Genomic DNA, 19,129 nt, shown 5'->3' with positions numbered 1-19,129 from the left:
ATTGGAGGAAAAATTCTAGGGCTGAAGACCGGGGCAGGTGCTTGCGTATTTGACTAGCACAGTCATGATTTCTGGCATTTCCTGCCAACAAATCAAATCAGCTCAGGCCATATATGCCAAAACTCAAACTCGACGCTCTGGACCACCGGATTCTCGCCGCCCTGCAGCGCGACGGGCGCCTCAGCAACGTGCAACTGGCAGATGAAATCGGCCTGTCCGCCTCCCCCTGCCTGCGTCGGGTACGTCTACTGGAAGAGGCCGGAGTGATCCGTGGCTACCACGCCAGCCTGGACCGCGACGAAGTCGGCCTGGGGCTGACGGTATTCGTCGGGATCAAGGTGGAGCGCCACCATCAGGAACAGGCCGATGCATTCCGCGAGGCGGTGATCAACCTGCCGGAAGTGATCTCGGTGCATCTGGTTTCGGGGGAGTCGGACTTCCTGCTGCAGGTGGTGGTGCCGGACCTGCGCGCCTACGAACACTTCCTCACCGGCACCCTGCTCAGGCTTCCCGGGGTCAGCGATATCCGCAGCAACTTCGCCATCCAGACAGTGAAGGCGCCGTCGCCTTTGCCGCTAAATCACCTGCCGAAATAGACAGGGGAGAACTGCTCTTCTGCAGGGGGGTGAAATCCTACCGCCCAAAGAACCGATAGAACTCCCGCAACTCGTCCTGGGCATCTTCCAGGCTCATGGCGATGAAACGCAGCACCTGGTTCGCCGGGCATTGCGCCAGGCGCCCAAGGTCGAGCGGGTGTACCCAGCCGAGGATGGGATAGCCGCCCATGGTCTGGCGGTCGGCCATGAGCACGATGGGCTGTCCGTCCGGCGGCACCTGGATCGCGCCGCTGACCACGCCTTGAGACCACTGCCGATGCGGGGCGAGGATGGGGTCCCCCTGGAGCCGCGCGCCCATTCGGTCGGACTGCGGGCTGAGCTGCCAGGGCTGTTCGAAGAATGCCCGCGCCTGTTCCTCAGCGAAGCTGGCCGCGTCACCGCCGATCAGCACCCGTAGCAGTTGCGCGGCCTTGTAGTCCGGCTGCCACGGCCAGGGCACGCTGGCGCCCGAGGAGAACTCACCGGCACCGCCCATGAGCACATCACCCTCAACCAGTCGGCTACCTTCGCCATCCAGCCCGCCAAGGCCCTCGCGCATCTGGCAGGCGACGCTGCCCAGTACCGGTTCGGCGCGAATGCCGTCCACCAGCGCCAGGTAAATCCGCTGACCACTGCGGGCGAACCCGATCCGCAGGCGCTGACCCGCTTCCAGGCGGAATCTCGACCAGTTGAGGCGCGGTTCGTTGTCCACCGTCAGCGGCATGTCGGCACCGGCCAGCGCCACCCAGAGCGCCTCTTCCGCCTCCAGTTCCACTCCGCCCAGGGCGATTTCCAGCACCGCGCACGTCCGGGAATTGTCCAGCAGCCGGTTGGCCCACGCCGCGGCCAAGGGGTCCATGGGACCGGCCGGAGAGACGCCAAGGTGTTGCCAGCCCAGTCGGCCGGCGTCCTGCAGCAGGCTCAGGGGGCCGGCCTTGACCACCCGCAAGCCGCTCATGCTTCGCCTCCTTCAGCGCGGTAGCGGGCTTCGTCAATGGCGACGAAGCGCACCCTGTCCCCCAGCGCCAGCGGGCAAGGCGGCTCGCGATGGGCATCGAACAGAACCCAGGGACAGAGCCCGAGCAGGTGCCAGCCGCCGGGGGAGGCCTGTGGATAGATGGCCGTCTGGCGTTCGGCGATGGCCAGGCTGCCCGCGGGCACACGAATGCGCGGGCTGCTCCGGCGCGGCAGGGCGAGGCGTGAATCCAGACCGCCCAGGTAAGCGAAGCCGGGGGAAAAGCCGATGGCGCCCACGCGGTACTCGGCACTGCTGTGGATATCCACCACCTGGTCCGTGGACAAGCCGCAGGATTCGGCGATCCAGGCAAGGTCTTCGCCGCAGTACCAGATGGGGATTTCGTGCAGCCGACCAGCGTCGCCGCTGACCGGCGCTGAAAGCCAGTCTTCCAGCAGGGGCTCGATATGACGGGTCAGGGCCTGGTGGTCGGTGCGGCTCAGGTCGTAGTGCAGCAGCAAGGTGGTCCAGCCGGGCACAACGTCCACCAGCAGGTGGCCGAAGTGCTGGCGCAGGGTCTCTGCCAGCACGGCGATGCGTTGGGGCAAAAGCGCATCCGGTTCTTCAGCCAGCACCAGCAGCAAGGCTTCGGCGCCGGCGGGTTCGAGGCGGATCATAGGGCGTCCAGTTTGCCTCGCAGTCGGCGCAGCACCGCCAGGGATTCGGGGTTGTCGCCATGCACGCAGAGGCTGTCGGCGGTCAGCCGCAGGGGTTTGCCGTCGATATCCGGGAATGGCTCACCGGCGGCGATGGCCAGGGCCTGGTCGAGGATGCGCTCCGGGTCATGGTGCACCGCGCCAGCCAGTCGCCGGGGCGCCAACTGGCCATCGGCGAGGTAGGCGCGATCGGCGAAGGCCTCGAACATCAGCGGCACGTCGGCGGCGTCGGCCAGTTGCAGCTCGCGCGTGTTGTCCGCCAGTGCCAGCACCATCAACGGCAAGCCCTTGCGGTAACTGGCGCAGGCATCCAGCACAGCGGCCAGCAGGGCATCGTCACGGACCAGGTCGTTGTACAGGGCGCCATGGGGTTTCACGTAGCCCACCTGGGTGCCCGCCGCCCGGCAGAAGGCTTCCAGCGCACCGATCTGGTAGAGCACCTGGGCGCGGACTTCTTCAGGCGAGCAGGCCATGTGGCGACGGCCGAAGCCGGCGAGGTCCGGGTAGGCCGGATGGGCCCCGATCCGCACGTTGTGCCGCAACGCCAGTTCCACCGTGCGCTGCATGGTCAGGGGATCGGCGGCGTGGAAGCCGCAGGCCAGGTTCGCCTGGTCCACCAGCGGCATGGCGTGCTCGTCGTCACCCATGCGCCAGGCGCCGAAGCTTTCACCCATGTCGCAGTTCAAGAGGATTCGTCTGTTCATGTAGCGGATTATGGCTAAAAGCCCGGGACCTTGCGGGGGCGAATTTCTTCGCGACGGCAACCTGTGCCCTCTCCCCCGGCCCCTCTCCCAAAGGGAGAGAGGAGACAAGCAAAAAAACGCCCCGCACATGGCGGGGCGAGCATTCCCTAGGAGCAGGGATCACCAGGTATGGCGCAGCGCGCCTCAGTACACATCGCGACGGTAGCGGCCCTCGTCGCTCAGCTGTTCCAACGCCGCATCGCCGAGAATGTCGCGCAGCGCGCGGTCGACGCCTTCGGCCATGCCCTGCAGGCTGCCGCAGACATAGAGAGTCGCCCCCTGTGCCAGCCAGCTCTGCAGTTCATCGGCGGCTTCGCGCAGGCGGTCCTGCACGTAGACCTTCTCGGCCTGGTCGCGGGAGAAGGCGAGGTCCAGGCGCTGCAGTTCGCTCCGAGCCAGCCAGCCTTGCAGCTCGTCGCGGCAGTAGAAGTCATACGCCTCGTTGCGCTCGCCGAACAGCAGCCAGTTGCGGTGACGGCCTGCGGCGATAGCGGCCTTGACCAGGCCACGCAGGCCCGCGAGGCCCGTGCCATTGCCGATGAAGATCAGTGGGCGGTCTTCGTCGATCAGGTGGAAGCGGCTGTTGCGGCGCAAGCGCAGGGGCACCACGGCGCCTTCTGCCAGGAAATGGGTCAGCCAGCCGGAGGCGATGCCCAGGCTGCCGTCCGCGTGCTGCTCCTGGCGCACGATCAACTCCAGGACTCCGTCACTGGGCAGGGACGCAATGGAGTACTGGCGCACCGACAGACCGATCAGCGCCTGCACCAGAGCCTGGGGCTGAAGGCCAACCAGATGCTCGAAGGAGTTCGGCAGCAGGCGCCCCGCCAGGGCGCGGCGCAGGGGCTGCCGCAGGCCGTCCAGTTCCACCTGGGCGTCGCCGTCGAGGTGGTGCTGCTCGAGCCAGGCCTCGATGACCGGTTCGGCTTGGCACGGGAGGATTTCCACCAGGTCACCGGCCTGCCAATCCACCTGGCTGCCCGTCGGCGCACGCAAGCGAAGCAGCCAGGTGGACTCGCCCTGACTGCCCGGATTGAGGTGTTCACGGCCTTCCAGGGTCCAGCTTTCGAAGGCCGAACCGCTCCAGGGCGTCAGCATGGCGCTGCCGGACACCTGGGCCAGTTGCTGCTGCCAGTGCTGCAGGGCAGCACCATCGCCATTGTCCACTTCCACGGGATCGAACAACTGACTCGCGCCCTGCCCTTTCAGCCAGGTTTGCAGACGCCGGCCAAACCCGCAGAACTGATCGTACTGGCGGTCACCGAGGGCCAGCACGGCGAAGCGCAGGCCGGCGAGCTGGGAAGCCTGGCCGAGCACCTTGCGCTCGAAGCCGCGGGCGCCGTCTGGAGCCTCGCCGTCACCGAAGGTGCTGACCACGAAGAGCGCATTGCGCGCCTGGGCCAGGGTGCCGCCATCCAGCGCGGCCAAGGGTTCGACCCGCACCGGCAGGCCGGCGGCCTGGAGCTGGCCGGCGCTCTGCCAGGCCAGTTGCTCGGCAAAGCCGCTCTGGCTGGCGAAGCCGATCAGCCAGGAATCCTTGCCGCCACTGTCGGCCAGACCGCCACGGGCCGCCTTGACCGCCCGCTTCTTGCGACGGCGGTCGAGGTAGAGCAGCCAACCGGTGACGAAGAACAGCGGCATGGTGAGGCTGGCCAGCGTCACCAGGATGCGGCCGGTCAGGCCGAAGTATTCGCCAACATGCAGGGCATAGATGCTGGTCAGCAGTTGGGCCTTGAAGCTCTTGTCGTTGTAACGCTCACTGCGCGTCACCTTGCCGGTCGCCGGATCGAGGGTGATCTGATTCAGGGCGCGGGAGTGCTCGGCGTCATCCAGCAGGTAGAACACGGTGGCCGGCTTGCCGCCCACCGGGGGTAGGCGCAGGTTGTAGGCCGTCATTGCAGGGCCGGCGGTGTCGCGGATGGCGTTCCACACCGCGTCATAGTCCACCACCAGCGGCGGGCCGGACGGTGCTTGCATATCGGGGCGGCCCCGGCCTTCGCCACGGCGCTCGCCCGGTTTGCCCTGCTGGCCGGCAGGCGCATCGGACAGCAGGCGATTGAGGCCTTCGCGGTACCACCCGTACGACCAGGACAGGCCAGTCAATGCCGCCAGGAGATAGAACACCAGGCACCAGGTGCCTGCCACGGCATGCAGGTCCCAGTTGAAGCTGCGCCCCTTGCGCGACCAGTCCAGGGTCAGCCAGGCGCGCCAGTGGGTGGCCTTGCGAGGCCAGCGCAGGTAGAGGCCGGAGAGGCAGAAGAAGATCAGGATCAGGGTGGACGCGGCGGTGATCTGCTGGCCGAAGTCGCCCATGGCGAGGTAGCGGTGCAGTTGCAGCATCAGGTTGAAGAACTGCTGACCGGTCGGCTGCCCCAGCAGCTCGCCGGTATAGGGATCGAAATAACGCATCGGGCCACGGCGTTCGCCGGGCGGCGGGGAGAAGAAGACGCGGGCGGCGTGGTCATCGCGGGTTTCCACCCAGAGGCCGTTGACCTTCTTGCCTTCGGCCGCCTCGATCCTGCTCACCAGCTCAGCCGGGGGCAGCACACCGCCCTCGCGCACCTGCACGGTGAGGGTCTCTGCATTGAGCAGGCGGAGGATCTCCTCCTGGAAGCTGTAGGCCGCCCCGGTGATGCCCATCAGGGCCAGTACCAGTCCGGCACTGATTCCGAACAGCCAGTGCAGCTGGAACAGGGTCTTCTTCAACACGTGATATCCCTCGGATACGCGCCTGGCGACGCATCAACTCGCTCGTTCGCGGTCGGCCCCATGCCTGACCGGGAGGCGATTTTATTTGAGAACGGGATGCATTAAACCAGGAATTTGAGCGTTTACCCTTTATTTACAGCAGCGCGGGCCCTGCGCCAGTCAGGGCCCGCGGCTCGTTCGTCAGAACGAGTAGCTGGCGGTCAGGATCGCCGAACGGGCATCGCCGTATTCGATGGCGGAAGAGCGCGCGTCGGTACCGTTCTGCTGACGCACACGCTCCACGTAGTCCTTGTCGAACAGGTTGTTCACGTTCAGCTGCAAGTCCAGATTCCTGCTGACCTTGTAGCCGACCATGGCGTTGTGCACCCAGTAGGCGTCCAGTTTGGCGGTGGTGCTGGAGCTGACGTTACGTTCGCTCACGTAGCGCGCGCCGTAGCCCAGGGTCCAGCCTTCCGGCAGTTCGTAGGTGGTCCACAGGTTGAAGGAGCGCGGTGGGGTGTTGGCCAGCGCCTGGCCTTCGCGAGCGATCCCCGCAGCGGTGTCGGCGGCCTCGAGGGTCTCACTCGACTGGAAGGTGTAGTTGGCGAACACGTCCCACTGCTCGGTGATGTGGCCGGTCAGGCCCAGTTCCACCCCTTCGACACGCTGCTTGCCAGCCAGCTGGGTCGAACCATCGGCCATGGTTTCACGCGCATTGGTCTTCTCCACGCGGAACAGCGCACCGTCCAGCTCCAGGCGACCATCCAGCACTTCCCACTTGGTGCCCAGTTCCCAGGTCTCGTTCTCTTCCGGATCCAGGTTTTCGGTGTTCGCGTTCAGACCGCCACCGTTGGAGGCGATGCTTTCCGCGGAGGGGTTGAAGGAGTTGCCCCAGGCCACATAGAAGCGGCCGTTTTCCACCGGCTTGTAGACCAGGCCGACGCGGCTGCTGAGCTCTTCGTCCCTGGAAGTGAAGTCGCCGGTCTGCTGGTGGGTCGCACCGAAGGTATCGCTGTGCCCCTTGAACCAGTCGTAACGCAGGCCGGCGTTGAAGTCCCACTGCTCGTTCAGGGCGATGGTGTCGAAGACATACAGCGCCTTGTCGTCCAGCTGGTTCTCGGTGAATCCGGTGGTGGTCTTGTTTACCGGGCCGACCCAGTGGCCGGGCGGGTTCGACAGGTCGAAGCCATTCGACGGGTACACCGCGTTGCCCAGACCGTGGTTGTAGCTCTTGAGGTCGAAGTCCTCGCGAGAAATCTCGGCGCCGGTGACCAGCTCATGGCCCAGGCCGAAGGTGTCGAAGCTGGCGCGCAGGTTGGTCTGGTTGATCCACATCTCGGTGGTGGTGTCGCGCCCGGAAGCCTGCGGACCTGCTGGACGGTAGCGGCCCGGCGGAACGCCCTCGATATTCACATGCGACGCCGAGACGATGGTGTCGCGGTCGATGCGGCTGTAGCGGGTCAGGTTCTGCAGACGCAGGTTGTCGTTGAAATCGTGCTCGAGGTTCGCCGTGAAGGCGTTCTGCTCGATCTCGTCCTTGTCCAGGTTATCCCAGCCGAAGTAGTCCTCGCGGCTGACACCCGCAAGCTTCTTGCCGTCACGGGCCGGCACGCCGTAGTCCGGCAGGTTGTCGTCGGTCTGATGGAAGGCGCTCAGGGTCAGGCGGGTAGCGTCGTTGAGGCCCAGGCGCAGGGACGGTGCGACACCCCAGCGCTCGCGATCGATTTCGTCGCGGCCGGGCACATCGTTCTCGTGGGCCATCAGGTTCACGCGGAAGGCGCTGCCGGTACCCACTTCATCCAGCGGCTGGTTGGCGTCCAGGGTCAGGCGGTGGTAGTTGTCGGTGCCGAGGCCGCCGCCCAGGGTGGTGAAGGCGCGGTCCATGGGCTGCTTGCTGATGATGTTAATGCTGCCGCCAGTGGTGCCGGCGCCGCCGAACACCGAGTTCGGGCCCTTGATGACCTCGACCTGCTCGATGTTGAAGGTATCGGTACGGCTGGTCTGGGCACTGTCGCGCAGGCCGTCGATCTGGATGTTGTTGTTCGCGGAGAAGCCGCGAATGTTGATGCTGTCACCGGAACCGCCACCGCCTTCCCCAGCATTGAAGGTGATGCCGGAGACGTTGGACAGCACCTGGCGCAGGCTCAACGCCTGCTGTTCCTTGATGACTTCCTTGGGCACCACGGTGATGGTCTGTGGAGTGTCCAGCAACGGCGCGGTGAACTTGGCGGAGGCGGATTCCTCGACCTTGTAGGACTTCTCGCTGCTCTTGCCATCGACATTGACGGTCCCGAGTTCGAGCTTGCCCTGCTCGGCGGCGATAGCCAGGCCGGTGGTCGAAACGGTGGCGAGACCGATGGCGGATGCCAGGAGGGCACGTTGCGGCAGATTGTTCTTCTTGCTCATAAGAATCACTCCCCAGTGAATTTGAGGCGCGATTCTATTTGCGAATGTTTATCAGTAAAGTTTTGCTTGCCATCTTTACAAAATCTTTACGTTCACCAGATTTTTCCTGGCAATGCATAAACCCAGAGATTTTCTGCGAAAAGACAAGAATTCTCCTACAGCCAACAGGAAAACTGAGGGTATTGCCAGCCATTCGGGGAATCATGGTTTGCCCACGGCGAATCGTGACCGAATGGTCATTTTTCACGCCCGCCACACAGGACTGCAAAAAAGGCCCCGCTGATAATCCGGAAAATCCATTCGCTTCCCGGGCCGGGGGGTGCTCGGTTGCCTAGCGCCAGATCACTGAAGCGTCGATCTCGGCCAGGGTCGGGCAGCCGGTCAGCGCCATGGCCACCTCCAGCTCCGAGCGCAGCATGTGCAGCACATGGGCCACCCCAGAGGCGCCTGCCGTGGCCAGGCCATGGACGTAGGGGCGACCGATCATCACGGCGCTGGCACCCAGGGCCAGGGCCTTGAGCACATCGGTGCCACGGCGGACGCCGCCATCCAGCACCAGCGGCACCCGCCCGGCGACGGCCTGCGCCAGGGCAGGCAACACATCCAGGGTGGCGGGCAGTGTGTCCAGGGTGCGGCCGCCATGGTTGGAAACCACTATCCCTGCAATGCCCTGCACTACCGCCCTCGCGGCGTCCCGGGCGCTCATCACGCCCTTCACCAGCACCGGCAGCCGGGTAAGGGATTGCAGCCACTCCAGGTCTTTCCAGGTCGGTGCATGGGCCAGCAGCGGACTGCCGAACAGCGGGCTGGCGCCCGGCTGGGCGACGCTGGGTGGCAAGTTGCGCATGCCCCTCAGATTCACCGCCTCGACGCCTTCAGGAAGGGTGAAACCGGCACGCTGCTCGCGGTTGCGCATGCCATTCACCGGCGCATCCACCGTGACCACCAGCGCCCGGTAGCCCGCCGCTTCGGCGCGCCGAACCAGTTCGCGGGTGAACTCACGGTCAGGCTGGATATAGAGCTGGAACCAGAGCGGCGTCTGCGCCGCCTGGGCGATTGCCTCCAGGCTGATGCTGGCCTGGGTGCTGACCACCATGGCCGCGCCCATGGCCGAGGCGCCGAGTACGCTGGCCAGTTCGCCGTCCGGGTGGGCCAGCTTCTGGAACGCCACCGGTGCCAGAAGGATCGGGTAGTCCAGGTCGAGGCCGCAGAGTTGCAAGCGCGTGTGACCGCCCTTGAGGTCTTCCAGCACCCGGTTGAGCAACCGCACACGGCCGAAGGCCGCCAGGTTGTCCCCCAGGGTGAGTTCGTCTGCCGCGCCTCCGACTAGGTAGGCCCAGGCCTGGGGCGCCATGCGCTCGCGGGCGAAGGGCTCGTAGTCGACGACCGCAGCGATGTCGGCGGGTATCTGCTGAAGTTTCGGAAGGGGCGTCATGTCAGGCCACTCAGGTGTTCGACCACTGCCGCAGCAGGTTGTGATAGAGGCCGGTGAGGCGCACCAGCTCCGGGCTGTCCGGCAATTGGCGGGTCAGTGCCTGGATGCTTTCGTCCAGTTCCAGCAGCATCGCCCGCTGGCTGTCCTCACGGACCAGGCTCTGGATCCAGAAGAAGGACGCCAGCCGCGCACCGCGCGTGACCGGCTCGACCCGGTGCAGGCTGCCGCTCGGATACAGCACCAGGTGCCCGGCAGGCAGCTTCACGAGGTGGCTGCCGAAATGGTCCTGCACCACCAGGTCGCCCCCCTCATAGTCCTCCGGTTCGCTGAAGAACAGGGTCGCGGACAGGTCGGCGCGCACCCGGTGCGGCGTGCCCGGGACAGTGAAGATGGAGTTGTCGATGTGGTTGCCGTAGGTGCCGCCGCCCGTATAGCGGTTGAAGCGCGGCGGCAGCACTTTCAGCGGCAGCGCGGCGGCCATGAACTGCGGATTGCCGACCAGGCGTTCGAGGATGAAGTCGCCGATCTCGATGGCAAGCGGGTCGTCCTGCGCCAGTTGCTCGTTATCCTTGGCGCCGACGGCGATGTGCCCGGCCGTCTTGCGGCCGTCCTGCCAACTGGCCCGCTCCAGCGCCGCGCGGCATTTCAGGACCTGCTCGGGCGTCAGCACATCGGGGATGGTCAGCATCATCGTCGGTCGTCTCCGTGGGTCCTGGCGAACCGCCTATCAGTGGCGAATGATTCTAAATTGGGCCGGAATACTATGACAGTGCCGTGGCGGACAAGGCTTGATCCAGGCCAGGTAAAGATGGCCTTCGCCATGCAGAACGCCCCGACTGCTTGCGCGGCCGGGGCGTTCGTCGTGAGGCGGTCAGAAGGACAGCGTTGCGGAGAGCACGGCCGAGCGGGCATCGCCGTATTCGATGGCTGAGGAGCGGGCGGCATCGCCCAGCGTGGTGCGCACACGCTCCACATAGTCCTTGTCGAACAGGTTGTTGAGGTTCAGCTGCAGGTCCAGGTTCTCGCTGGCCTTGTAGCCCAGCATGGCGTTGTGCAGCCAGTACGCGTCCAACTTGATCCGGTCGTTGGACGAAGTGAGGTTTCGCTCGCTGACGTAGCGCGTGCCATAGCCGACGCGGACATTGCCCGGCAGGTCGTAGGTGGTCCACAGGTTGAAGGAGCGTGGCGGCGTGTTGGCCAGGGCTTGCCCTACGGTTGCTAGGCCCTTCGGCGTGTTGGCGTCCTTGCGGACTTCACTGTCGAGGAAGGTGAAGTTGGCGAACAGGTTCCACTCGTCGGTGAGCTTGCCGGTCGCCGCGAGTTCGAACCCCTGTACCCGGCGATCACCAGCCATTGCTGTGGAACCATTGACCATGGTGACCCGCGCATTCTGCTTCTCCACCTGGAAGACAGCGGCATCCAGCCCCAGGCGACGATCCAGCAGCTCCCACTTGGTGCCCAACTCCCAGGTCTCGTTTTTTTCCGGGCCGAGCTTCTGGGTCGCCTCGCTCAGGCCAGCACCCGAGGTGGCGAGGTTTTCCGCCGAGGGGTTGAAGGAGTTGCCCCAGGCCACATAGAGGCGGCCGAAATCGGTGGGCTTGAACACCAGCCCGGCGCGGCTGCTCAGACGCTCGTCGCTGGAGCTGAAGCCCTTGGTGGTCCAGGCGCCCTTGGTCAGGCTGCGATTCTCGGCATCGCCGTCCACCCAGTCGTAGCGCAGGCCCAGGCTCAGGTCCCACATCTCGTCCAGGGCAATGGTGTCGAAGGCATAGAGTGCCCGGTCGATCAGGCGCGTCTCCACCGTGGAGGACGTCCCCTTGTCCGTCGGCCCACTCCAGTAGCCCGGCGGGCTGGCCAGCTCGAAACCGGCACTCGGGAACTTGAGACCGTAGGAATAGACATCGCGGTCATAGGTCTCGCGGGACAGCTCCAGGCCGCCGACGAGGGTGTGGCCGAACCCCAGGGTGTCGAAGTTGGCGGTCAGGCTGGTCTGATTGATCCACATCTTGCTGGTGACGTCGCGCCCATAGGCTTGCGGCCCCGCCGGCAGGTACTTGCCCGGAGGCAGCTTGTCGATATTGATATGGGCGGCGGAGATCACCGTGTCGCGATGGATCTGGCTGTAGCGGGTGAGGCTCTGCAGCGAAAGGTCGTCGTTGAACTGATGTTCCAGCTTGAGGGTGAAGGCGTTCTGGCTGATCTCTTCCTTGTCCAGGTTGCGGAAGCCGAAGTAGGCATCGCGGCTGACGCCGGACACCCGCTTGCCATTGAAGGCGGGCACGCCGTAGTCGGGCTGGTTGTCGTCGGTCTGGTGGAAGTAGCTCAGGGTCAGGCGCGTGTCCTCGCTCAGCCCCAGCGCCAGGGATGGCGCGAGCCCCCAGCGCTGGCGTTCGATCTGCTTGCGCTCGGGCACGTCGTTCTCGTGGGCCATCAGGTTGAGGCGGAAGGCGCTGCCATTGCCGACCTCCTCCAGCGGCTGGTTGGTGTCCAGGGTCAGGCGGCGGTAGCTGTCGGTGCCCAGGCCCGCGCCGATGCGGGTGAAGGTTTCGCCCAGCGGTTGCTTGGTGATCTGGTTGACCGTGCCGCCGGTGGTACCCATGCCGCCGAATACCGAGTTGGGGCCCTTGATCACCTCCACCTGCTCGATGTTGAAGGTGTCGGTGCGGTTGTTCTGCGCGCTGTCGCGCAGGCCGTCGATCTGCATGTTGGAGTTGGCGGAAAAGCCGCGGATGTTGATGCTGTCGCCCGAACCGACGCCCCCTTCCCCGGCGTTGAAGGTGATGCCAGAGACGTTGGACAGCACTTCGCGCAGGCTTAGCGCCTTCTGGTCCTGGATCACTTCCTGCGGCACCACCGTGATGGTCTGCGGCGTGTCCAGCAGGGGTACGGCGTACTTGGCAGAAGCCGAACGCTCGACCTTGTAGGGTTTCTCGCGCTTGCCATCGACAGTCACACTGTCGAGCTGCATGGCCTTGCCTTGCGCTTCGGCCATGGCCTGGCTGCCCAGACCGGAGAGGGCGAGGCCGATGGCGGCGGCCAGCAGGTTGCGCGACGAAAGCTTGAGTGGTGCGGTTTGGTGCTCCATGAGAGGTCTCCCCAGTTGAATGGGGAGCGACTCTATTTAGGAATGATTATCAACAAAAGATAGCCGGAGCAGGTTCGGAAATGCCCTTGGCGAGAGCAGAAAATCCCTACAACCAAGGCGAACCGTGGCGGTAATCCACCCCGCCCCCAAGGCACCATCCTGGTGGGGGCGAACACCGCCCTGATGCGCAAACAACAAGGCCCGCCAAATGGCGGGCCTTGTTCGAAGCGCTTGCAACCTTACAGGTAGTAAGCCTTCAGCGGCGGGAAGCCGTTGAATTCCACCGCGCTGTAGCTGGTGGTGTAGGCACCGGTGGACAGCCAGTAGAGGCGGTCTTCGGCGGCCAGGTTCAGGGGCAGGCCGTACTTGTAGTTCTCGTACATGATGTCGGCGCTGTCGCAGGTCGGGCCGGCGATCACGACTTCTTCCATCTCGCCTTTCTTCTCGACCCAGATCGGGAACTTGATGGCTTCGTCCATGGTTTCGATCAGGCCGGAGAACTTGCCCACGTCGGTGTAGATCCAGCGCTCCACGGCGGTGCGCGATTTGCGCGCCACCAGCACCACTTCGCTGACCAGGATGCCGGCATTGGCGATCAGGGAACGGCCCGGCTCCAGGATGATTTCCGGCAGCTCGTCGCCGAAGTCTTCCTTGAGGAAGCGGATGATTTCCTCGGCGTAGGTTTCCAGGCTGTTGGTGCGCTGGATGTAGTTGGCCGGGAAGCCACCGCCCATGTTGATCATCTGCAGGGTGATGCCGTCTTCTTCCTTCAGGCGTTCGAAGATCACCTTCACCTTGGCGATGGCGGCGTCCCAGACGTCGATGTCGCGCTGCTGGCTGCCCACGTGGAAGGACACGCCGTAAGGCACCAGGCCCAGTTGCTTGGCGAGGATCAGCAGATCCAGCGCCATGTCCGGGTTGCAGCCGAACTTGCGCGACAACGGCCAGTCAGCCGAGGTGGAGCCTTCGGTGAGGATACGCACGTAGACCTTGGAGCCCGGAGCGGCCTTGGCGATGTTGCGCAGGTCGGCTTCGGAGTCGGTGGCGAACAGGCGCACGCCCTTCTCGTAGAAGTAGCGGATGTCGCGGGCTTTCTTGATGGTGTTGCCGTAGCTAATGCGCTCCGGGCCGACGCCGGTCTTCATCACCTTGTCCAGCTCATAGATGGACGCGATGTCGAAGTTGGAGCCTTTTTCGCGCAGCAGTTCGGTGATTTCGGTCGCCGGGTTGGCCTTCACCGCGTAGTAAATCTTGGCGAAGGGGAAGCAGCTGACCAGTTGATCGTAGGAATCGGCGATGGTCTGCTTGTCGATCATCACGAACGGGGTTTCGTGCTTGTCGGCAAACGCCTTCATACGCTGGAAAGTTTCGGGCGAGAAATAGTCTTCGACCTTGATCGACATGCGAGGGACTCCATATGGCAATACAAACGAAAGTTGTCAGGGGTGGCCGGGTCTTCGGTTGGACAAACGGCCTGAACGTCTGATCAGTTTCCCCACTTTGGTTCGCCTACTTCCCAAGGCATGTCGCCGAGGATTTTCAGTCGTTTCCGACTTCAAACCTCTCGTCGTCAGTACTTGAGCCGGATGGATCGTTGCCAGCATGGACGTTCGGGCGCGAACTTTAGGACCACAAGAACCGCAGATCAATCAAAAATTGCCGCTTTGTCGCATCCCTTTGTCGCATCCCCAGTTGACTGTTTTGGATATCCAACAGAACGAACTGGAATACCGCACAATCCCCGCTCTTTCCTCTCGCCCGATGGCCGCCGCGCGGGCTGCGAATACCGCTATAATCGCCGCCTTTTTTGACAGACCGACTACTCGTCGACGGATTTCACCTCCATGACCATTCAGGCCGCCGAAGTCGCGAAACGCCGCACGTTCGCCATCATTTCCCACCCCGACGCCGGTAAGACCACCATTACCGAAAAGCTGCTGCTGATGGGCAAGGCCATCGCCGTCGCCGGTACCGTGAAGTCGCGCAAGTCCGACCGGCACGCCACCTCCGACTGGATGGAGATGGAAAAGCAGCGCGGTATCTCCATCACCACCTCGGTGATGCAGTTCCCCTACCGCGAGCACATGATCAACCTGCTCGACACCCCCGGCCACGAAGACTTCTCGGAAGACACCTACCGCACCCTGACCGCGGTGGACTCCGCGCTGATGGTCCTCGACGGCGGTAAGGGCGTCGAGCCGCGCACCATCGCGCTGATGGACGTCTGCCGCCTGCGCGATACGCCCATCGTCAGCTTCATCAACAAGCTGGACCGCGATATCCGCGACCCCATCGAGTTGCTGGACGAAATCGAGGCGGTCCTGAAGATCAAGGCCGCCCCGATCACCTGGCCCATTGGCTGCTACAAGGACTTCAAGGGCGTGTATCACCTGGCCCAGGACAAGGTCATCGTCTACACCCCCGGCCACGGCCACGAGCGAACCGAGATGAAAGTCATCGACAAGCTCGACTCCGATGAGGCCCGCGCCCACCTGGGTGATCTCTACGAGCGTTTCGTCGAGGAACTGGAGCTGGTGCAGGGCGCCTGCCACGAGTTCGACAAGGACGAATTCCTCAAGGGCCACATGACCCCGGTGTTCTTCGGTACCGCTCTGGGCAACTTCGGTGTCGACCAGGTGCTGGACTGCATCGTCGACTGGGCGCCCAAGCCCCTGTCCCGCGCCACCCACGAGCGTAGCGTCGAGCCGACCGAGGAGAAGTTCTCCGGCTTCGTGTTCAAGATCCAGGCGAACATGGACCCGAAGCACCGCGACCGCATCGCCTTCATGCGCATCTGCTCGGGCAAGTACGAGAAGGGCATGAAGATGCGCCACGTGCGGATCGGCAAGGACGTGAAAATCGCCGACGCCCTGACCTTCTTCTCCAGCGAGCGTGAGCAACTGGACGAAGCCTTTGCCGGCGACATCATCGGCCTGCACAACCACGGCACCATCCAGATCGGCGACACCTTCACCGAAGGCGAAGCCCTGGGCTTCACCGGCATCCCGCACTTCGCCCCGGAACTCTTCCGCCGCGTGCGCCTGAAGGACCCGCTGAAGTCCAAGCAGCTGCGCCAGGGCCTGCAGGAACTGGCCGAGGAAGGCGCGACCCAGGTGTTCTTCCCCGAGCGCAACAACGACATCATCCTCGGCGCCGTGGGCGTGCTGCAGTTTGACGTCGTCGCCAGCCGCCTGAAGGAGGAATACAAGGTGGAGTGCGCCTACGAGGCGATCAACGTCTGGTCCGCGCGCTGGATCGACTGCAAGGACGAGAAGAAGCTCAAGGAGTTCAAGGACAAGGCCTTCGAAAACCTGGCCATCGACGGCGGCGGCCACCTCACCTACCTGGCTCCGACCCGCGTGAACCTCAACCTGATGGAAGAGCGCTGGCCGGACGTAACCTTCCGCGCCACCCGCGAGCACCACTGAGGCCCGGCCGGCGTGTCCCCACGCCGGCTTTTCGCCTTCTGCAACCTTCGCTAGGCTGGCACCTTATCGAGCGCAGGAATTCGCCCCTTGGACACCCCCCGCGAAAGACAGCCCAGGACCAATCCCGACGAACGCCGCGAGCACCTCGTCCGGGCCACGCTGAAATGCCTGGTCGCCGAGGGGCACGCGGGGATTTCGGTGCGTCGCATCGCCAAGGAGGCCAATGTCGCCATTGGCCTGATCAACCACTACTTCGGCAGCATCGACGCGTTGGTCGCCCAGGCTTACGAGACGCTCGCCACCGAGGTGAACCAGATACTCCAGACGCGCATCAATGAGGCCGGCGATGATCCGGAAGCGCGCCTGGACGCCTTTCTCACCAGCTACTTTTCCCCGGTCACCCTGGACCCCGACCTGCTGAGTCCCTGGGTGGTGTTCTGGAGCCTGATACGCCATTCGCCGCAGGTGAACGAGGCCCACGAGCGCACCTACGGTGGCACGCTGCGCATGTTGGAAGTCCTGCTTTCCGATCTTTCGCGCAAGGAAGGCTTCGCCATCGCCAAGCCCCGTCTGGCTGCCGTCGCCCTCTCGGCGCTGCTGGATGGCCTGTGGCTGGAATGGTGTCTGAACCCGGCGAATATCAGCGCCGAGGATGGGCTGGAAATCAGCCGCCGCTGGGTCGCCAGCTTGCGGGGTGGGGCCTACGCCTGAATCCGGCTAGCGCTCCTGCAGAAACCAGCCTGAATGCCCTGGCTAAGTCGCCCGACGAAACATGTTTCGCTGTTCCACCCGGGCAGCCCCAGCCTCGATCAGGAAGGTCAGGCAGATGTAGATGCCTGCCACCAGCAGCAACGGCTGGTAGATCTGGAAGGTCTGCGCACGCACCACGTTGGCTGCGCCCAGCAAGTCCACCACCGCCACGGTAGAAGCCAGCGCCGTGGATTTCAGCAGCAGCACCGTTTCCCCCGCCAGGGTTGGCAGCAGCAGGCGAATCGCCCGTGGCAGCCAGACCCGCGTCAGCACCAGGCGCTTGCGCATGCCGAAGGCCGCCGCCGCTTCCAGTTCGCCACGGGGCACCGACTTCATGCCGCCGCGGATTACCTCGCCCACATAGGCGCCCACCGAGAGCACCAGGGCCAGCACGATGTACCAGAAACCATCACGCAGATAGGGCCAGAGGAAGCTGCCGCGAATCAGCGGGAACTGGGCGAACAGGCTGCCCACACCGTAGTAGAAGATGTAGATCTGCACCAGTAGCGGCGTTCCACGAATCACACTGGTGTAGCCCAGGCTGAGGCTGGCGATGAGTGGGTTGCGCGACATCCGCGCCAGCGCGACCCCAAGTGCCAGGACGAAGCCCAGTACGGCAGAGATCAGCAGGAGCAGCAGGGTGGTCCCCAGCCCGTTCAGCAACAGGCTGGCGTATTCGACGATCCAGCTCGGGTTCATCAGGCAGGCCTCCTCATACAGACGGCATCCAGCGACGGAAACGTCGCTCGAGCCAGCCGGACAGCAGATTGGAGAGCAGCGTCAGCACGTAGTAGAAGGCTGCCGCCGTGAGATAGAACACCAGGTACTGGCGCGTGGAGCCTGCGGCCTGCTTGGCGGTGAACAGCAGTTCGCTGGTCCCCACCACGCTGATCAGCGCGCTGTCCTTGATCAGGTTGATCCAGAGGTTGGCCATCCCTGCCAGGGCGTTGGGCGCCATTACCGGCAGCGTCACCCGGTGGAACAGATTGAACCCGTTCATCCCGAAGGCCCGGGCAGCCTCGATCTGGCCATGGGGAATGGCCTGGATCGCCCCCCGGAAGATTTCCGAAGCGTAGGCGCCCTGCACCAGGCCCAGCACCAGGATGGCAACCAGGGTGCCGTTCAGCTTGACCTGGGCGTAGCCCAGCCAGCCCATCACCTCGTTGATGCCCATTGAGCCGGCATAGAACAGCAGGAGGATCAGCAACAGTTCGGGAACCGCGCGGCACAGCGTGGTGTAACCGCGCATGATCTTGGCCACCGGACGTGGCCCACTGAGTTTGGCGCAGGCGACGCAGAGGCCGATCAGGATACCGACCAGAAATGCACCCACGGAGATTTCCAGGGTTACCCACAACCCCTTGAGCAAGGCCGATCCCCAGCCCTGGGGGCCAAAGCCCACCAGATCGAAGTAAGACGACATCAAGACACCTCGACGCGAAGCGGAAACACGCCGCCCCGGTGCTCCGGGGCGGCGACACAAATCACTGTTTCGGCGCGACGCTCACGTCGAAGTAGCGGGCGGAAATGGTCTTGTAGTCCTCGCTGGCCAGCAGCTTGCCGATGGCATCATCGATCCGGGCCCGCAGCGCCTGGTCTTCCTTGCGCAGTCCGGCGCCCATGCCGCGACCGAACACCGGGTCATAGGGCACCTCGCCCTTCACCACGATTCCTGCCGATTTGGCATCGGCCGACTTGACGAAGTCCGCTACGCCCAGGCCGTCGGCCAGCATCAGGTCGATACGACCGGCCACGAGGTCGGAGTTCACCGCGTCCTGGGTGTCGTAGTAGCGAACGTCGGCGATGCCCTCGTAGTACTTCTTCACGTAGTTGGAGTTGTTGGTGGAGATCTGCACGCCGATCGACTTGCCCTTCATGGCCTCGGGTTTGGTGCCCACTTCCACGGCCTCAGGCGCGACGATGACGGCGGGCGAGTCGTAGTAGGGACGGCTGAAGGAAATCTGCTTTTCGCGCTCCTCGGTGATGGACATGGAGTTGAAGATCACGTCCACCTTCTTCGCCAGCAGCGCAGGAATGATGCCGTCCCAGGCCACTTCCTCGATCACGCACTCCGCCTGCATATCCGCGCACAGCTTGCGGATCAGGTCCGGCTCGAAACCGGTCCATTGGCCGTCCGGCTGCCTCACCGAGAAGGGCGGATAGGGTTCCGCCGCCAATGCGAACCGAATGGGATCGGCCTGCGCGCCCGCTACACCGGCGACGAGCATTACCGCACCTGCCATCCAACTTGCCAGTCCAGACTTCTTCATGGTGATACCTGCCCTGCTTGGTTTTGTTGTGGTTAGAGCTTGTGGCACCGGCCGCCCATG

Annotated in this window: 15 protein-coding genes; 3 read left to right on the top strand and 12 right to left on the bottom strand. The window is 64.2% G+C overall.

All coding sequences use genetic code 11. The annotated features are described in order from the left end of the window. Window positions 1–113: 113 nt before the first annotated feature. A complete protein-coding gene (locus TQ98_RS03910) occupies window positions 114–596 on the top strand; it encodes an Lrp/AsnC family transcriptional regulator (RefSeq protein ID WP_044872125.1) in 483 nt (160 codons plus the stop codon). 37 nt (window positions 597–633) lie between these two features. Here TQ98_RS03910 and TQ98_RS03905 read toward each other — a convergent pair whose 3' ends face one another. The 9 genes from TQ98_RS03905 to TQ98_RS03865 form a co-directional block, all read right to left on the bottom strand. Next, window positions 634–1,554 carry a biotin-dependent carboxyltransferase family protein gene (locus tag TQ98_RS03905; protein WP_103102873.1) on the bottom strand — a complete coding sequence of 307 codons (921 nt, stop codon included), beginning with the start codon at window positions 1,552–1,554 and terminating at the stop codon, window positions 634–636. After that, window positions 1,551–2,228: a 5-oxoprolinase subunit PxpB gene (gene pxpB / locus TQ98_RS03900; RefSeq protein WP_044872126.1), complete on the bottom strand. Its 678-nt coding sequence runs from the start codon at window positions 2,226–2,228 to the stop codon at window positions 1,551–1,553. The genes TQ98_RS03905 and pxpB overlap by 4 nt, the downstream gene beginning before the upstream one ends. Beyond that, window positions 2,225–2,971, bottom strand: a complete 747-nt coding sequence (locus tag TQ98_RS03895; protein WP_044872127.1) for a 5-oxoprolinase subunit PxpA — start codon at window positions 2,969–2,971, stop codon at window positions 2,225–2,227. The genes pxpB and TQ98_RS03895 overlap by 4 nt, the downstream gene beginning before the upstream one ends. A 183-nt stretch (window positions 2,972–3,154) precedes the next feature. Then, window positions 3,155–5,713 (bottom strand): sulfite reductase flavoprotein subunit alpha, encoded by a 2,559-nt coding sequence (locus TQ98_RS03890; RefSeq protein ID WP_044872128.1) that lies wholly within the window; start codon window positions 5,711–5,713, stop codon window positions 3,155–3,157. A gap of 183 nt (window positions 5,714–5,896) precedes the next feature. Continuing rightward, a complete protein-coding gene (locus TQ98_RS03885) occupies window positions 5,897–8,101 on the bottom strand; it encodes a TonB-dependent siderophore receptor (protein WP_044872129.1) in 2,205 nt (734 codons plus the stop codon). 331 nt (window positions 8,102–8,432) lie between these two features. Next, the gene (locus TQ98_RS03880) at window positions 8,433–9,536 is read right to left on the bottom strand and encodes an alpha-hydroxy acid oxidase (RefSeq protein ID WP_044872130.1); all 1,104 of its coding nucleotides are present in this window, start codon (window positions 9,534–9,536) and stop codon (window positions 8,433–8,435) included. 10 nt (window positions 9,537–9,546) lie between these two features. Continuing rightward, window positions 9,547–10,227: a Fe2+-dependent dioxygenase gene (locus TQ98_RS03875; protein WP_044872131.1), complete on the bottom strand. Its 681-nt coding sequence runs from the start codon at window positions 10,225–10,227 to the stop codon at window positions 9,547–9,549. Window positions 10,228–10,407: 180 nt separating this feature from the next. After that, window positions 10,408–12,621 (bottom strand): TonB-dependent siderophore receptor, encoded by a 2,214-nt coding sequence (locus TQ98_RS03870; RefSeq protein WP_044872132.1) that lies wholly within the window; start codon window positions 12,619–12,621, stop codon window positions 10,408–10,410. Window positions 12,622–12,860: 239 nt separating this feature from the next. After that, window positions 12,861–14,024, bottom strand: coding sequence for a type III PLP-dependent enzyme (locus TQ98_RS03865; RefSeq protein WP_044872133.1), 1,164 nt, complete (start codon window positions 14,022–14,024; stop codon window positions 12,861–12,863). A gap of 441 nt (window positions 14,025–14,465) precedes the next feature. Between TQ98_RS03865 and TQ98_RS03860 the strand changes: the two genes are divergently transcribed. Both TQ98_RS03860 and TQ98_RS03855 read left to right on the top strand, forming a co-directional pair. Then, window positions 14,466–16,049: a peptide chain release factor 3 gene (locus tag TQ98_RS03860; RefSeq protein ID WP_044872134.1), complete on the top strand. Its 1,584-nt coding sequence runs from the start codon at window positions 14,466–14,468 to the stop codon at window positions 16,047–16,049. A gap of 87 nt (window positions 16,050–16,136) precedes the next feature. Continuing rightward, window positions 16,137–16,760 (top strand): TetR family transcriptional regulator C-terminal domain-containing protein, encoded by a 624-nt coding sequence (locus tag TQ98_RS03855; protein WP_044872135.1) that lies wholly within the window; start codon window positions 16,137–16,139, stop codon window positions 16,758–16,760. 42 nt (window positions 16,761–16,802) lie between these two features. Here TQ98_RS03855 and TQ98_RS03850 read toward each other — a convergent pair whose 3' ends face one another. The 3 genes from TQ98_RS03850 to TQ98_RS03840 form a co-directional block, all read right to left on the bottom strand. Next, window positions 16,803–17,498, bottom strand: coding sequence for an ABC transporter permease subunit (locus TQ98_RS03850; protein ID WP_044872136.1), 696 nt, complete (start codon window positions 17,496–17,498; stop codon window positions 16,803–16,805). A 13-nt stretch (window positions 17,499–17,511) separates the two neighbouring features. Then, on the bottom strand, window positions 17,512–18,222 hold the full coding sequence (locus TQ98_RS03845) for an ABC transporter permease subunit (RefSeq protein WP_044872137.1): 711 nt from the start codon (window positions 18,220–18,222) through the stop codon (window positions 17,512–17,514). A 61-nt stretch (window positions 18,223–18,283) separates the two neighbouring features. Then, on the bottom strand, window positions 18,284–19,069 hold the full coding sequence (locus TQ98_RS03840) for a transporter substrate-binding domain-containing protein (RefSeq protein WP_044872138.1): 786 nt from the start codon (window positions 19,067–19,069) through the stop codon (window positions 18,284–18,286). Between the last annotated feature and the right edge of the window lie 60 nt (window positions 19,070–19,129).

It is taken from the genome of Pseudomonas sp. LFM046, assembly GCF_000949385.2.
In the GTDB taxonomy this organism is placed as follows: domain Bacteria; phylum Pseudomonadota; class Gammaproteobacteria; order Pseudomonadales; family Pseudomonadaceae; genus Metapseudomonas.
This window is presented reverse-complemented; position numbering and strand designations above follow the sequence as displayed.